This window comes from Rickettsia akari str. Hartford (assembly GCF_000018205.1).
GTDB lineage: Bacteria > Pseudomonadota > Alphaproteobacteria > Rickettsiales > Rickettsiaceae > Rickettsia > Rickettsia akari.
The window spans coordinates 578,014-592,680 of sequence record NC_009881.1; the positions used below are offsets into that span (position 1 = coordinate 578,014).

Sequence of the window (14,667 nt, forward strand, 5' to 3'; positions counted from 1 at the left end):
TTTAGTTGCTTGCAATGACGATACCTACCTTTGACTAGGTGTGTCTTTTATTGTAAACACCTGCTCATTTGGAGCAGCTACTCCTAAAACTTTCTTTGCTTGTTCTTCCAACATATCTTTATTTAGCGATTCCGTTCGGAGTAATTTGACGTTATGTTCAAGTTCTACTCTTTCTGCTCGTAACCCTTTCAGTTCATCATAAGCTTTTTCAAGCTGCCTATTTACTTTTAAATATGCAATAATCCCTTTGTTCCCATATATGCAATGAAAAACAAAATATCCAAGCAGTAAAGCTAAAAAGATATTTAAAATTATTTTTTTAGAATGATTGTTTAAATGTAGTATCATAAATATATATTCATAAAAAATAATACCGGAGCGGTTAAAATAATACTATCAAATCTGTCTAGCACTCCTCCGTGACCGGGTATTATATGCCCACTATCGTTAATATTAAATTTTCGTTTAAAATATGAAATAAATAAATCACTTGATTGAGCTATTAATGCTAATATACAACTAATTATAAACAAATAAATTTTATTTAAAAAATAGTAATTTTCAATATGAAAGTTTGGTATAAGACTCACTAATACCGCAACCAAACCTGCTGATAATATTCCTGTAACTAAACCGCTCCAAGTTTTTTTAGGACTGATTTTTGGAGCAAGCTTTGCTCCTTTAAAAGTTTTGCCTCCAATCATTGCAAAAGTATCTACAGACCAAATAATGCAAAAATAAAGCATAATAAGCCATTTATTAGTATCTTCCAATAATATTAATAGAGCTATAGGCATCGGGATAATAATTAGTCCCAGTACTGAATACGGTATAGAAGAGTAGGTCATATTATACCATTCACTTAACATTCCTACACCCACTAATATCATTAGAATATAAAATAAAGGCTTAAACCATAATATAGCTACAACAAATAACGGCACTAAAACTACACCGGACAGGATTCTTAAGTATATATTTTGTTTATCTTTTGCCAAATGTTCTTTTCCTTTTTGAGTAATCATTTATAGCTTCTAGTATATCATCTTTATTAAAATCAGGCCAATATTTGGGTGAGAAATATAATTCAGCATAAGCTGCCTGCCAAAGCAAGAAATTACTGATGCGATAAACCCCGCCCGCTCTTATTAATAAATCTACATCCGGCATTTCTGGATCATATAAAGCATGTTGTATATCACTTTCACTTACTTCTTTTTTACCGCTTGCAATAATTTTTGTGCATGCATCAACTATTTCTTGGCGACTTCCATAACTAAAAGCTATACAAAGTGTTATTTTATTATTATTTTCTGTTAATTCTATAGCATTATTTATTTGTTTTTGCAATGAGCTACTTAATAAATTCAGTCTACCTATTACTTTTATTTTAACGCCGTTTTTATGTAAACTGTTTAATTCATTTTTTAAATAAATACTTAATAATTTTATTAAGAAATCTACCTCCGTGTTTGAGCGTTGCCAATTTTCGGAAGAGAAAGTATATAAAGTTATATAAGGTATATTAAGGTTAATAACCTCAGGCAGTAATTCACGAATTTTATCGGCACCTGCTTTATGTCCTTCAGATTTTGTTAAGTTATGCCAATCTGCCCAACGAGCATTGCCGTCCATTATTATTGCTAAATGTTTTATGTTAGTCATTATTTTATATTTTAGATGTTGCTGTATGGATCAATTTTTCCGTCATTGCGAGCGGGTACTGCTACGTGGACACTAAAACCATCATTCCGAGGAGCGAAGCGACGTGGCAATCCAGAAAAAATAATAAAAAAATTCTGTAAATCAGAATTTTTTACTGGATTGCTTCGTCGAATTACTACGTAATTCTTTTCGTAATGACGATTTGGTATCTATGCGGGAATGACATCGGCAGTCATATTCTAGGTATTTCAATTCTTACCGATAGCCCGCCTAAATCTTTGCTATCTTCTAAATAAATAGAGCCTTTATAATCGTTTATTATTTCTTGAGTAATAGCAAGCCCAAGTCCTACATTACTTGCATTATCAAGCTGCCTTGCTTTATCTGATCTATAAAACGGTTTAAATACAAGATGTTTTTCTGTATCATCTATACCGATACCGTTATCCTCAATAATTATAGCTACGGTAGATGGATTATCTGCCAAAGATATTTTAATTTTAGTTCCATATTTTATAGCGTTACCGATTAAATTAGACAAGGCTCTTTCAAAAGAATTCGGTTTAATTCGTACTTTTGAATTATCTATATTATTAAGTTTTATAAATTCAATATCTACATGTGACCATTTTTTGTCTAAAAAATGTTCTATCCAAGGTAATAACAAAATTTCTTCAAATTCTTCTGTACTTTCACCTTTAGCAAAATCTAAATAAGAATTTATCATTTGCTGCATAGTTAATATATCTTGTTTTAACCCTTCAATTTCTTCGCTTTCTTCCATTAATTCAAGTTGTAGTTTCATTCTTGTTAAAGGAGTTCTAAGATCATGAGAAATCATAGCAAGCATAGTGGTTCTTTTAGTAATTTGTTTTTCAATACGAGCTTTCATTTTTAAAAAAGCAAGTCCTGCTTTTCTTATTTCTAAAGCTCCTGAAGGTTTAAAAATTTTGCCTTTTAAAACACCTCGACCAAATTTATCCATGCTATCCGCAAGATTGAGTATTGATTTAATTTGATTTTTGGAAAAAATAATAGAAACAGAAAGTAATATAACAGTTAAAGATATAATCCATAAAACAAATATATATACCGTAGGATTAAGTAGTAATTTTGCAGGAAAAGTAATGTATAATATTATTCCATCCTTTAATTCTAAAAATACTTCAATTTTATTTTCCTTATTCAGCTTAACTATATTTTTTTCATGGATTTTTGTAGCCAAAATATTTTTAAATATAGTTAGAGGCTCACTTAATTTAGGTTGTTTTATAGATAACTTTTTATTAAGCTGAAATTGATAAGATAAATTAAGATAATTTTCAGATAAATGGGTTATCTTTCTTGAATTATTTCTATGTTCTTTAATCAGTGATTCTATTTCATTGATAATAATAGTACTAGTATAATATGAAACATTATACCAATGACGATCGTAAAACAAGAATATAGCAACGATTTGTCCTATTAAAATCGGAATGATTATAATAAACATAAACCGTACAAATAATGTTCTCGGTAATAATTTAGATATAAAGCTCATATGTAATGTGTATACGTAATTTGCATTGTCTGTATGGCTCAATAAGCCTGCTCGATGTCATTCCCGCCTACGCGGGCATGATAATAAAGTGATCAAATATAAAGTGCATAGCCCTCATTACGCACGGTTTTTAAATATTTCGGCTCTTTTGGGTTGTCTTCTATTTTGCCTCTTATTCTTGTAATTTGCACATCGATAGAACGCATACTAAGCCCTCCCATTATTTTTGAAAGTTCAAAACGACTAGTAGATTTACCGGAATTTTTTATTAATATCTCAAGTAATTTTTGTTCGGTAGAGCTAAGAGATATAATTTGATCGTTCTTAGTGAATTCCTTTGTATCAAAATTATAGAAATTATTGCCGAATTTAATTATATTCGTTTCTTTTTTAAAGTTATTATAATTATTAATTAAATTATTTATCCGAAGTAATAATTCTCTCGGTTCAAAAGGTTTAGTTATATAATCAGAGGCACCAGCTTCAAGTCCTTGAACACGGTCATCGGCTTCCGATAAAGCAGTAAGCATAACTATAGGAATATTATTACCGGCATCCCTTATAGTAGTAGCAAAATCAAGCCCTGTTATTTCAGGTAACATAACATCTAAAATAATTAAATCATAATTAGAATTTTTTAATAGATTTTTAGCTTCTATGACTGAGCTTGCCGTTGATACTAAAAACTCGTTTTTATTTAAAAACTGCTTTAAAAGTGCTAATATTCTGCTATCATCATCTACGATTAAAATATGTGCTTTATGTGGTTGCATATATACTCATTTGTCATCCCGTGGCTTTACCACGGGATCCAGTAAAATTATTAATATCATAAGCTGTTTTTTTGGACCCCGTGGTCAAGCCACGGGGTGAGATCTTAGATTATATCTACTTTAATATAAATATGTGTTAATGACAATGATAAAACTAGAGCAAATTTTTGGGCATGTTTGGATTAATGGTGATTTAGTTCCTTATCAATTCGCAAGGATTCATGTTTTAACTCATAGCCTGCATTATTCAGGATCGGTATTTGAGGGTGAGAGAGCTTATAACGGCAAAGTTTTTAAACTAAAAGAACATACGGCAAGGTTAATAAAATCAGCAGAAGCATTAGGTTTAAAAGTACCTTATAGTGTGGACGAGATAATAAAAGCTCATGAACTTGTAATAAAACAAAATAATATTAAGGATGCATATATAAGACCGCTTATTTGGTGCGGAGACGAATCACTAAATATTACTAACCCTGATTTGTCTACTAATCTTTTGATTGCCGGTATTCCATCAATTCCCAGGTCTTTTGAAAAAGGTATAAATTTACATGTAAGCCGTTGGCGTAAAGCAATGCCTGATAGCACCCCGGTACAATCTAAATCTGCCGCTCAATATAATATGGCAATAACGAGTCAAAAAGCAGCTAAAGCTCTTGGCTATGATGATGCATTATTACTTGATTATGAAGGGTATATTGCTGAATGTACTACAACAAATATTTTCTTTGTTCAAGATAAAACGTTATATACTCCAATTGCTGATAGATTTTTAAACGGTATAACAAGACAGACTATTATTGAAATTGCAAAAGATTTAGGTCTAGAAGTAAAAGAAGAGCGCTTGAAATTAGAGCAACTAGAAAATTTTACCGGATGTTTTGTTACAGGTACGGCAATTGAGGTGCAAAATATTAGTTCTATAGATCTTGGCAATAAAAAGCTTATTTTTGAGGATCATAAAATTACAGAACTTTTGAAAGAAGAGTATGGGCGTGTTGTTAGGGAGTAGGAATAAGTGCTAAATATTTAATCCAGTGATTAAGTCGTGGGATAACAAATTAGGAAGCTGAACCATGAGGCAAATGCTTCCTCACAATGACAAATTAATAAAAAATAAAAAACAAAAATGAATAACATATTTAAAGGTTTAATTACCGCACTTATAACACCTTTTAAAGATAATAAGTTAGACTTATATGCTTTAGAGAGAATTTTAAAACATCAAATAAAGCATGATGTCGATGCAATATTAATTGCAGGTTCAACCGGAGAAGGTAGTAGTTTGAGTTTTGAAGAATATAAATTATTACTGCAAACTAGCGTAGAAATCGTTAATAAGCGTATTCCTATAATAAGCGGATGTTCATCAAATAATACCGCTTATGCAATAGAACTGGCAGCGGAATCTACAAAAATCAAAGTTGATGGTTTTATGGCTAGTCCACCATCTTATGTAAAACCTACACAACACGGGATTTATAAGCATTTTGAAGCATTACATGAAGCGTGTAATCTACCTATTATATTATATTCAGCTCCCACTAGAAGCGGAGTAGATTTTTCTGATGAGACGATATTGAGGCTTAGCGCGCTAACGCGTATCTTAGCATTAAAAGATTGCGGCGTAGATTTAGGACGTCCATTGCGTATTAGAGCAATAGTTAAAAAGGATTTTAATATTTTAACCGGTAATGATGAAGTAGTTTTAGCTTTTAATGCACAAGGTGGGGTAGGGTGGACTGCTGTAGCCTCTAATATTGCTCCCGATATGTGTAAAGAGTTATTAGAGAAGTGGTATAAGAATGATACTAAAGGAGCATTAGAAATCCATCAGAAATTACTGCCTTTATATAAAGCTTTGTTTCTAGAATCTAATCCGATTCCAATAAAATATGCCGCTCATTATTTAGGTTTATGTGAAAATGAAATTAGACCTCCATTAACTGAAGCAAGCGATAGTGCTAAAAAACAAATTGAAAACATTATAACAGCACTATCTATAAAAATATGACCGAATATAAGAAAGTTATTGCACAAAATAATAAAGCCATTTTTAATTATTTTATTGAAGAAAGATTAGAAGCAGGTATTGTATTAAATGGGAGTGAAGTACAGTCTCTGCGTCAAGGCAAAGCTTCTATAGAGGAAAGCCATGCGGCAGATACCGGACATGAGGTATTTTTGTATAACTGCCATATTGCAGAATATGAAAAAGCGAATAGATTTAATCATTCTACTCGTAGACCTCGTAAATTATTGTTGCATACTAAAGAGATAAAGAAAATTATCGGTAGAATTAGAATAAAAGGCTATACGCTAGTAGCTCTTTCTATGTATTTTAATAAACAAAATAAAGTGAAAGTTGAGCTTGGTATTGCTAAAGGTAAGAAATTACATGATAAAAGAGAATCAATTAAAGAAAAAGACTGGAAAAGAGATCAGAGTAGATTAATAAGGCAGAAATAAGCGTCATTGCGAGAAGCATTACATAGTAATTCGACAAAGCAATCTAGTAAAAAATACTAATTTATGGCATTTTTTTATTATGTTTGTTGGATTGCCACGTTGTCTAGCTCCTCGCAGTGACGCTTTCAAGTAAAAACAATATAAAATTTTTTAAAAAAGGAATTTATGCAGAATATTATAGGTAAAATATTAGTTATATTTGTATTTGTGATAGGAGTTTTATTTGTTTTCAAAACAATGAAAACTTATTCTACAAATCCGGTTTCCGTTGAGGTGAAACAAAGTGAGGATGCAAGGAAATGTGAAGAGGAAAGAGTCCAAGAAATAATCAAAGATTATTTGCTTAAAACTCCGGAAATAATAATAGAATCAATAGAAGGCTTGCAAAAACGTAAAGTACAGGAAAATGAGACTAAAGTTAATAACTATCTAAAAGATCATAAGTTAGGTATTGAAGATAGTACAAGCTTTCCTATTATAGGAAATAAAGACGGGGATGTAGTAATAATTGCTTTTTATGATTACAATTGTTCTTATTGTAAAAAAGGCGATATTTTTATCAATGAATTATTACAAAATGATCCAAAAGTTAAAGTTATATTACGACCGCTCCCTATCCTTGGAGATGCTTCCGAATATCTTGCAAGAATAGTTTTATCCGTTTATAAGGTTAATCCAAGTAAATTTAAAGCTGTTCATGATGAATTAATAAACATAAGAGATGTTTCTAATGAATCCATAAAAGAGTTATTAACCGAGAATGGCTTAAATGCTATGGAAATTGAAGAAATTGCCGATAGTAATGAGATTAAAGATTTCATTACTCAAAATATGAAAATAGCTAGAAGCCTTAGAATCCAAGGAGTACCTGCGTATATCATTGATTCAAAATTAATACCTGGGTTAATAGATTTCCCACAATTACTAAATATAGTTAAAGAAATTAGGGATGCTCGGTGAATTTCAAAAATTGGCAATGTCATCTAGCAAGAGCTGCGGTGTTCATTGGTTAAGTATATGTACCGTTCCTCGACCTTGCAGACTCCTTGCTCTTTTTGCAGTTGACCATATCCGCGAGGTGTTGTTACGTGGACTGGTAAAACCCGTTTTGTCAGCCCGTGTCTTGACCACGGGGTTCATGAAAACAATAAAAAATACTAATAATTTTAGTATTTTTAACTGGATCCCGTGCTCGCAAGCCACGGGGGGGATGAGAGATGGGAAATTGATACGTGCAACAATCCCTTCCCACGCACGTGGAAATATTAAAATTACTTTTCTAGATTCCTGCTTTTAGCTAGGAATGACATCGATTCATCGATTGCTGTTGAATAATTTTAGCCTTTATTTAACAAATCAAACATAGTTTTACCGATATCGGCAGGGGATTTAGTGATAGTTACGCCGGCACTTTGTAGAACTTCAAGCTTATCTTCGGCACTTCCTTGTCCTCCGGCAATAATAGCTCCGGCATGTCCCATTCTTTTACCGGGAGGTGCTGTAATACCTGCAATAAAGCTAACAATAGGCTTCTTGATTTTTGATTGCTTGATAAACTCGGCTGCATCTTCTTCTGCATTACCGCCAATTTCACCAATCATAATAATTGCTTTTGTTTCATCATCTTTTAAGAACATATCAATACAATCAACGAAATTAGTGCCGTTAACAGGATCGCCGCCTATACCGACACATGTAGATTGTCCAAGTCCTACGGCTGTTGTCTGTGCTACTGCTTCATAAGTTAGAGTACCTGATCTTGAAACAATACCTATCGTTCCTCTTTTATGAATATGCCCAGGCATAATACCGATTTTACATTCACCAGGTGTGATAACTCCAGGGCAGTTAGGCCCGATTAATCTAGTTTTAGAACCGACTAAAGCACGTTTTACTTTCACCATATCAAGTATCGGAATTCCTTCCGTTATACATACTACTACTTCAATTTTTGCATCGATTGCTTCTAAGATCGAATCAGCGGCAAAGCTGGGCGGAACATATATGACGCTTGCATTTGCACCAGTTTTTGCTTTTGCTTCATGTACGGTATTATATACAGGTAAATCAAGGTGAGTATGACCGCCTTTGCCCGGTGTAATACCGCCAACCATGTTAGTGCCGTAAGCTATCGCTTGTTCAGAGTGAAAAGTTCCTTGTGAACCAGTAAAACCCTGACAGATAACCTTTGTTTTTTTATTTATTAATATTGCCATGTTAAATAATTTTTATTGTTTTTATTTTGTGTAATTGTCACCGTCATTGCAAGCAACTGAAGGCGTTGTTGTATGGATCATTATTATGTAATTCCCAGCATACGCGTGAATGCCATAAAAGCCACGTAAGTACTACGCTTGCCTAGCTCATGACGAGTACACCTACCTAATAGCCGCGACTATCTTATTTGCTGCATCTGCTAAATCATGTGCCGGTATTATGTCTAAACCGGAATTTGATAAAATTTCTTCGCCTTTTTCAACGTTAGTACCGGCTAAACGGACGACTAATGGCACTTTTATACCTATGTCTTTTGCAGCTGCAATAATCCCTTCCGCTATAATATCACAACGCATAATACCGCCGAAAATATTAACTAAGATCCCTTGCACTTCTTTATCGGATAAAATTATTTTTAAAGCTTCTTTTACACGCTCACGATCAGCCCCGCCGCCAACATCTAAGAAATTTGCAGGTGACGCACCGTAAAGCTTAATAATATCCATAGTAGCCATAGCAAGACCCGCACCGTTAACCATACAACCGATATTACCGCCCATTTTTACATAGCTAAGCCCCGCATTTGCCGCTCTAGTTTCTAAAGGATCTTCCTCATCGTGATCACGCATTGCCGTAATATTTGGATGTTTGAATAAGCCGTTATCATCAAAAGTGATTTTTGCGTCTAAAGCGAGTAAATTTCCGTCCGTTTGTACAATTAACGGGTTGATTTCAATTTGTGCAGCATCAGTTTCAACAAAAGCATTATACACTGATTTTACTATTTCTTTCATTTGTTTAGCTTGGTTATCCTTAAAACCTAGCTCATAAGCTATACCACGCATATGAAAATCTTGTAAACCGGTTGCAGGATCAACAGAAAATTTAATAATTTTTGCAGGAGTTTTTGCTGCTACTTCTTCAATATCGACTCCTCCTTCGGTAGAAGCTATGAAAGTAATACAACTTGCCGATCTATCAAATACTATACTGAAATAATATTCTTTTAAGATATCACAACCTGATTCGATATAAAGACAATTTACTTTTTGTCCTTGAGGTTCTGTTTGATGTGTTACTAAATTAATACCAAACATGTCATGAGCCACTTTTTTTGCTTCTTCTTTACTCTTAACAACCTTAACACCGCCTGCTTTACCTCTACCGCCGGCATGTATTTGTGCTTTAACCACATATACTTCTGTATTTAACTTATCTATGGTTTCGTTAATCTTCTCGGTTTTCGTAACAACGAGTCCAGTGGAAGTAGGTACGCCGTATTTTCTCAAAATCTCTTTTGCTTGATATTCATGAATATTCATTTTAAATAATGTATTTAAATAATTAAAGCACAGTATAATAATTAATCTTTAAACTGTAAAGTAGAGAGTTTATGATGTCAGTCCCGCGTAGGCTGAAATCTAGTAAAAATACCAAAAACAAGTTAAGTTATATACAAATTAGTTTATAATTCCACATTCTCTTCAGTACCTTATCTTTCCTAATAAAGTGCTGATACGCAGCCAGTATATGCAAAATAATTAAAGTAGTAAATAACAATGCAGTCTTTTTATGGATTTTTTAAAGATTTTGTCAAATTGTAAATCTTGAACACAAGAACTTATAGTAAACAAACCGTCAAAATCAATATGATGATTTGATAGGATAGTCATGAAAAAGCTGCTTATTGGCATTAATAACATTAAAAGATATAGCAAATTTATATTAATATTAGCAGCTTTTTGCTGCCAATTCGGTAAATCTAGCTGGTAATAAAACATTAAAAGACGTATTATTACTAAAGATAAAACAACTATACCGGTTGTTTCATGTATCCCCTATAACTCACATTTTAGAGGCGCTTCTATATAATTATCCATTAAGAAACTGACAACGAGTATTACTATAAGTATAATACTCATTATTCAGTGAAAAAGTCTTACAATTAAGCCGCAAGAATTTTCAGTATTTGTAAGTAGCATTATTAATACGCTAATAAATTATTCTGAACCTAATGTTATTCCTAACTAATGTATGGCTCGATTATGACTGCTCGCAATGACGCAAGGATATCAATGCCCAATTGCTTTATCTATAATCTTTTCCGCTTCCTCGCCACTAATTTTTGCTTTATCATTCAGAATGAGATTAGCATTCTTTAAGTCATCTCCTATTGCTTCTGCTCTTCCTTTTAAAATCTTAGCTAAAAACTGTTCGGCAAGAGCGTAATATGAGATTCTGTTACCTGGTTTTGCAAAGCCATGTCCTTCATCTTTGTAAAGTGCATAAACTACCGATATATTCTTTGCTTTCATGCTGTTTACAATCTGTTCTGATTCTGCCTGTACGACCCTCACATCGTGAGCACCTTGTGCTATAAATAAAGGCTTTTTGATATTATCAACAAAATTAATCGGTGATCTTTTTCTTAAAAACTCTTGTTCTTCTTCAGTATCCCAAGGTCCTATACGTGTTTTATATATACTTAACAATGGTGTAATATAAGGAGCTTTAGATTGCACATGAGTTAATAAATTAGACATACCTACAACATCAACACCGCAAGCAAATATGTCAGGGGTCATGGTAAGACCTACAAGCGTTGCATAACCTCCATAACTTCCGCCCATAATACAAACTTTGTCAAAATCAACTATATTATTTTTAATAGCCCAGTTAACACCGTCAATTAAATCGGTGTGCATTTTACCGGCATATTCTAAATTACCGGCGTTTAAGAAATGTTTCCCAAAACCGGTAGAACCACGGTAATTTATACTTAAAACTGCGTAACCACGATTTGCAAGCCATTGATGCTCAGGATTGTATCCCCAGCTATCACGAGCCCACGGTCCGCCATGAACATTAATTATTAGCGGTACTTTTTTATCAGGAATATTATTTTCATCAAGCTTTACATCATTGGGAAAAGTGATATAGCTAACTAAATCAAGCCCGTCACGTGACTTGATAATTACCGGTATCATCTTAGCAAGGCTATATTGCTCAAGTTCTTTGCGATTAGTAAATAAAAATTCGGCTTTTTTATTTGCCCTATCATATTTATAATATTTCACCGGTGCATTATCAGCCATATAAGCAACGATCCAAGTTTTGTCGTCTAACGTCCTACTATTGATAATTAAATCACCACGATCAAGAGTCTGCAGATATTTCATATCATCTTCAATCTCTTTATCTAATATTTTATATGAAACTCTATCATAGTCTATGGATACTGCTTGCGGAGTGTGTTTGGTAGGATGCATAGTAAACAAACCGATATCGGCTTTTGGATCTTCAGCTAATATTACTTCGTTATCTGTAGCGAGTGTTATCGCCTTAAGTGCTGAAGTATTGCGGTTACGCCCATCAAGCATATAAAGAATTTCGCCGCTAGCATCAAAACCTAGTATAGAAGTATTGAAAGAATCCTCCATTGAGATTTTAGTATATAATTTAGATGCTCCGTCTTTTAATTCATAATATTCAACGGCTCCATCTTTATCTAGTAAATTACCGAATCTTAAATTTAAATTTTCATCAGTTACATAATCAGTAAATCTATCATTTTTATAAATGAGTTCTTTTTCTAAAGTATCTAGATTTAATTTATAAATATCAAAATATTCAGGATTACGCTCATTTAAATATATTAATATCTCATTTGGCTTTTTATAGCTCACTCCAGCTATACCGGCTTTAACGCCTCTTTCAGGAGTAAGTAATTTTGTCTCTTTGGTCTCTATGTTATAGCTATAAATTCGGTCATTTTCATCACCGTTAAAATCTTGTGTATATAAAATATTTTTATTATTATAAGCTTTAGTATAAGACCAAATACCACGTCCTTTATCATTGGTGATGGCTTCTGCTTTACTAATATCATCTGATGGTGCTAGCCAAATATTTAAGACACCATCTTGCGGTGCAACATACAGAATATATTTACCGTCGTGGGTTAGAGAAACCCTTGCTTTATCAGGGTTACCGAATAAAACTTTTCTTGGGATTATTTGATTGTTATCCGTTATTGTTTGCTTTTGAAACATAAAAATACCGACACTTATTATTAATATAGTGCCTATAATATAGCAAATTTTACTCATTACTAATGGTTTGTTATTTAAATTGATGTTCTTTTTATGTCATTTCAGCGTAGGCGGGAATAACATAATGGGCACGGGACGACAAAAACTATACTCTCTCAATATTGCTTAAAAACCAATCAACTTCTTTAGTATTAGCATTACGTGTAAATGTCCATTCTTCTTTTAAATCTTCAATTTTGTCAACTACATTTTTACCTTGAAATAGTAATTTAATAAAGATGTTATTACCAAACATGTAAATTTCTGAATATTTTGCACTTAAAGCTGATGAGTCAAAAACATCTCCATAAGATGGTATTATTTTTTCAAATGCTTCCAAGTATCTTTTATCTATGAGCTCAGATAATTCCTTAGAATCTTTTTTATAAGCAGCTTCTATAATCATTTGAAAAGCAGTTTTAGCATTATTTATGAATTTAACCGGATCAAAAGAGTAAAGGCGTTTATGGACTTGTTCCATTCCATCTACGACCGCAGTTATATTATGTTCGACTATTATATCTTTAAAAGCTTTAATATCTTGGGCTGTTGGAATATTTTTTTCTTCTTTATTGGATTTGACTGTACTGTAAGTTACGTCCTTAATAACCGGTTCGCCAAAATAAGATTTTTGCCTTGTCTGTTCCTCTTCTGAAGTAGAACCGAGAGTCGTAATTAATTTGTTTATAATGTAAAAAGCAATAACGGCAAAAATTAATAACTCTATTATTTGAGGAGACATTTTTTATTTTTTTTTATTAAAAGATTATTCTATATATCTTAATATAAAAAAATAATCTTTTAAAGTTATTTAATAAAAATAAGGATTTATTTTTATTTGAGTTATACTTAAAGTTTAAAAAAATTAAAAGATAACTAAAATATCTTGATTATTTCAATTATTATGATATTACCACTTTGTACATGATGTTTAAACTCCATCATTGCAAAACATTTATAGCCTTTAGTCCATTTATGCTAGGTGGCTGTTGTATTAAAGTTTAATTTTTAAGCGTGTTTAGTATAACAGATAATTATTATTTTCAATGATTGAGTTTATCCCCTAGAACTTGTATATTTTTTAGCAACTCTTCCACTTTTATAGCATTATCAAATCCGTGATCGTAATGAAATCTTATATCAGGTGAGAATTTCACATTTATTTTATTAGTAATAAAATTTCTGATAGCTTTTTTAGAATTATTTAATGCATTCATAACTTCATTTATTGTTAGTTTAGTATTAAAAGGCAAGAAATAACAATTAGCTATTTTTAGATCAGCAGTAACTATAACTTTCGTAATAGTGAGCGGACAATTAAAAAGTCTGCTATCCAGCATTTTACCACGTCTTAGAATTTCGATTAATGCTTCATTTATAATGCTTGCTAATTTTTGTTGTCTATGAGAATTAGTTTTGGTTAATTTTTTCATAAGTTAAAATATATACAATTCTAGAGCATAATAGCATACTTTTGCCAAACAACCAATCACTAAAAATTTTAGAAATTTTGTTTTAACAAAACCAGAGAATAAAGAAATAAAGCATCCCCAAAAAGGAAATGCCATTAAGAAAATTATAAATATCTCATATTTATAATATAATTTTGTTAAACTTTTATGTCTTAAGATATTATGTTCATTTTTTGAAGCATAAAAGATATTTAAAACTATTCTTCCAAAAATATAATTGAATGCATGACCGCTAAGAGCAGCACAAATAGCTACTAACAGCATTATTAAACTATTATAGCCCGCAAACACTTTCATAGAATGAAATATTAATTCATTCTGAAAACCGATAATAAGATTTGAGACAAAACTATCAACGAATAATAAACTATATGCTTCAAATTGATTCATAAATGTAATATATTGAATTTTGATTATGTATGTTGTATTGCTTGATC

The 14,667-nt window shown here is 32.0% G+C and carries 16 protein-coding genes; 4 read left to right on the forward strand and 12 right to left on the reverse strand.

Annotated features, from left to right (window positions below; all coding sequences use genetic code 11):
- Positions 1 to 24 precede the first annotated feature (24 nt).
- The 5 genes from A1C_RS02855 to A1C_RS02875 all read right to left on the reverse strand — a co-directional run bounded on the left by A1C_RS02855 (position 25) and on the right by A1C_RS02875 (position 3,981).
- A complete protein-coding gene (locus tag A1C_RS02855; protein WP_012149553.1) occupies positions 25 to 348 on the reverse strand; it encodes an FtsB family cell division protein in 324 nt (107 codons plus the stop codon).
- Positions 345 to 1,025: a phosphatidate cytidylyltransferase gene (locus A1C_RS02860; RefSeq protein ID WP_012149554.1), complete on the reverse strand. Its 681-nt coding sequence runs from the start codon at positions 1,023 to 1,025 to the stop codon at positions 345 to 347. The genes A1C_RS02855 and A1C_RS02860 overlap by 4 nt, the downstream gene beginning before the upstream one ends.
- Positions 985 to 1,665 carry a polyprenyl diphosphate synthase gene (gene uppS, locus A1C_RS02865; RefSeq protein ID WP_012149555.1) on the reverse strand — a complete coding sequence of 227 codons (681 nt, stop codon included), beginning with the start codon at positions 1,663 to 1,665 and terminating at the stop codon, positions 985 to 987. The genes A1C_RS02860 and uppS overlap by 41 nt, the downstream gene beginning before the upstream one ends.
- A 232-nt stretch (positions 1,666 to 1,897) precedes the next feature.
- Positions 1,898 to 3,208, reverse strand: coding sequence for a sensor histidine kinase (locus A1C_RS02870; protein WP_041816766.1), 1,311 nt, complete (start codon positions 3,206 to 3,208; stop codon positions 1,898 to 1,900).
- A gap of 92 nt (positions 3,209 to 3,300) precedes the next feature.
- On the reverse strand, positions 3,301 to 3,981 hold the full coding sequence (locus A1C_RS02875) for a response regulator transcription factor (RefSeq protein WP_012149557.1): 681 nt from the start codon (positions 3,979 to 3,981) through the stop codon (positions 3,301 to 3,303).
- 139 nt (positions 3,982 to 4,120) lie between these two features.
- On the opposite strand from A1C_RS02875, the gene A1C_RS02880 reads away from it, so the two are divergent.
- The 4 genes from A1C_RS02880 (at position 4,121) to A1C_RS02895 (ending at position 7,410) form a co-directional block, all read left to right on the forward strand.
- Entirely contained in the window at positions 4,121 to 4,993 is an 873-nt protein-coding gene (locus tag A1C_RS02880; RefSeq protein WP_012149558.1) for a branched-chain amino acid transaminase, read from the forward strand.
- Positions 4,994 to 5,110: 117 nt separating this feature from the next.
- On the forward strand, positions 5,111 to 5,995 hold the full coding sequence (dapA, locus tag A1C_RS02885; protein WP_012149559.1) for a 4-hydroxy-tetrahydrodipicolinate synthase: 885 nt from the start codon (positions 5,111 to 5,113) through the stop codon (positions 5,993 to 5,995).
- Positions 5,992 to 6,450 (forward strand): SsrA-binding protein SmpB, encoded by a 459-nt coding sequence (gene smpB, locus A1C_RS02890; RefSeq protein WP_012149560.1) that lies wholly within the window; start codon positions 5,992 to 5,994, stop codon positions 6,448 to 6,450. Before dapA ends, smpB begins: the two co-directional genes overlap by 4 nt.
- 165 nt (positions 6,451 to 6,615) lie before the next feature.
- Complete coding sequence (locus A1C_RS02895) at positions 6,616 to 7,410, forward strand: DsbA family protein (RefSeq protein ID WP_012149561.1); 795 nt, start codon at positions 6,616 to 6,618, stop codon at positions 7,408 to 7,410.
- A 377-nt stretch (positions 7,411 to 7,787) separates the two neighbouring features.
- On the opposite strand, the gene sucD is transcribed toward A1C_RS02895, so the two are convergent.
- From sucD to A1C_RS02930, 7 genes are all read right to left on the reverse strand, one after another.
- Positions 7,788 to 8,666, reverse strand: coding sequence for a succinate--CoA ligase subunit alpha (sucD, locus tag A1C_RS02900; RefSeq protein ID WP_012149562.1), 879 nt, complete (start codon positions 8,664 to 8,666; stop codon positions 7,788 to 7,790).
- A 162-nt stretch (positions 8,667 to 8,828) separates the two neighbouring features.
- Complete coding sequence (gene sucC, locus A1C_RS02905) at positions 8,829 to 9,989, reverse strand: ADP-forming succinate--CoA ligase subunit beta (RefSeq protein WP_012149563.1); 1,161 nt, start codon at positions 9,987 to 9,989, stop codon at positions 8,829 to 8,831.
- Between the two features lie 219 nt (positions 9,990 to 10,208).
- Entirely contained in the window at positions 10,209 to 10,448 is a 240-nt protein-coding gene (locus A1C_RS08565; protein ID WP_012149564.1) for a hypothetical protein, read from the reverse strand.
- A gap of 291 nt (positions 10,449 to 10,739) precedes the next feature.
- Positions 10,740 to 12,776 carry a S9 family peptidase gene (locus A1C_RS02915; RefSeq protein ID WP_012149565.1) on the reverse strand — a complete coding sequence of 679 codons (2,037 nt, stop codon included), beginning with the start codon at positions 12,774 to 12,776 and terminating at the stop codon, positions 10,740 to 10,742.
- Between the two features lie 88 nt (positions 12,777 to 12,864).
- Positions 12,865 to 13,500 (reverse strand): Tim44 domain-containing protein, encoded by a 636-nt coding sequence (locus A1C_RS02920; RefSeq protein ID WP_012149566.1) that lies wholly within the window; start codon positions 13,498 to 13,500, stop codon positions 12,865 to 12,867.
- A gap of 301 nt (positions 13,501 to 13,801) precedes the next feature.
- On the reverse strand, positions 13,802 to 14,191 hold the full coding sequence (rbfA, locus tag A1C_RS02925) for a 30S ribosome-binding factor RbfA (RefSeq protein WP_012149567.1): 390 nt from the start codon (positions 14,189 to 14,191) through the stop codon (positions 13,802 to 13,804).
- A 3-nt stretch (positions 14,192 to 14,194) separates the two neighbouring features.
- Positions 14,195 to 14,620, reverse strand: a complete 426-nt coding sequence (locus A1C_RS02930; protein WP_012149568.1) for a YqaA family protein — start codon at positions 14,618 to 14,620, stop codon at positions 14,195 to 14,197.
- Positions 14,621 to 14,667: the final 47 nt, after the last annotated feature.

Coding starts and splice junctions, on each gene's coding strand:
- A1C_RS02855 (WP_012149553.1), bottom strand. CDS start 348: ATGATACTACATTTAAACAATCATTCTAAAAAAATAATTTTAAATATC.
- A1C_RS02860 (WP_012149554.1), bottom strand. CDS start 1,025: ATGATTACTCAAAAAGGAAAAGAACATTTGGCAAAAGATAAACAAAAT.
- uppS (WP_012149555.1), bottom strand. CDS start 1,665: ATGACTAACATAAAACATTTAGCAATAATAATGGACGGCAATGCTCGT.
- A1C_RS02870 (WP_041816766.1), bottom strand. CDS start 3,208: ATGAGCTTTATATCTAAATTATTACCGAGAACATTATTTGTACGGTTT.
- A1C_RS02875 (WP_012149557.1), bottom strand. CDS start 3,981: ATGCAACCACATAAAGCACATATTTTAATCGTAGATGATGATAGCAGA.
- A1C_RS02880 (WP_012149558.1), top strand. CDS start 4,121: ATGACAATGATAAAACTAGAGCAAATTTTTGGGCATGTTTGGATTAAT.
- dapA (WP_012149559.1), top strand. CDS start 5,111: ATGAATAACATATTTAAAGGTTTAATTACCGCACTTATAACACCTTTT.
- smpB (WP_012149560.1), top strand. CDS start 5,992: ATGACCGAATATAAGAAAGTTATTGCACAAAATAATAAAGCCATTTTT.
- A1C_RS02895 (WP_012149561.1), top strand. CDS start 6,616: ATGCAGAATATTATAGGTAAAATATTAGTTATATTTGTATTTGTGATA.
- sucD (WP_012149562.1), bottom strand. CDS start 8,666: ATGGCAATATTAATAAATAAAAAAACAAAGGTTATCTGTCAGGGTTTT.
- sucC (WP_012149563.1), bottom strand. CDS start 9,989: ATGAATATTCATGAATATCAAGCAAAAGAGATTTTGAGAAAATACGGC.
- A1C_RS08565 (WP_012149564.1), bottom strand. CDS start 10,448: ATGTTTTATTACCAGCTAGATTTACCGAATTGGCAGCAAAAAGCTGCT.
- A1C_RS02915 (WP_012149565.1), bottom strand. CDS start 12,776: ATGAGTAAAATTTGCTATATTATAGGCACTATATTAATAATAAGTGTC.
- A1C_RS02920 (WP_012149566.1), bottom strand. CDS start 13,500: ATGTCTCCTCAAATAATAGAGTTATTAATTTTTGCCGTTATTGCTTTT.
- rbfA (WP_012149567.1), bottom strand. CDS start 14,191: ATGAAAAAATTAACCAAAACTAATTCTCATAGACAACAAAAATTAGCA.
- A1C_RS02930 (WP_012149568.1), bottom strand. CDS start 14,620: ATGAATCAATTTGAAGCATATAGTTTATTATTCGTTGATAGTTTTGTC.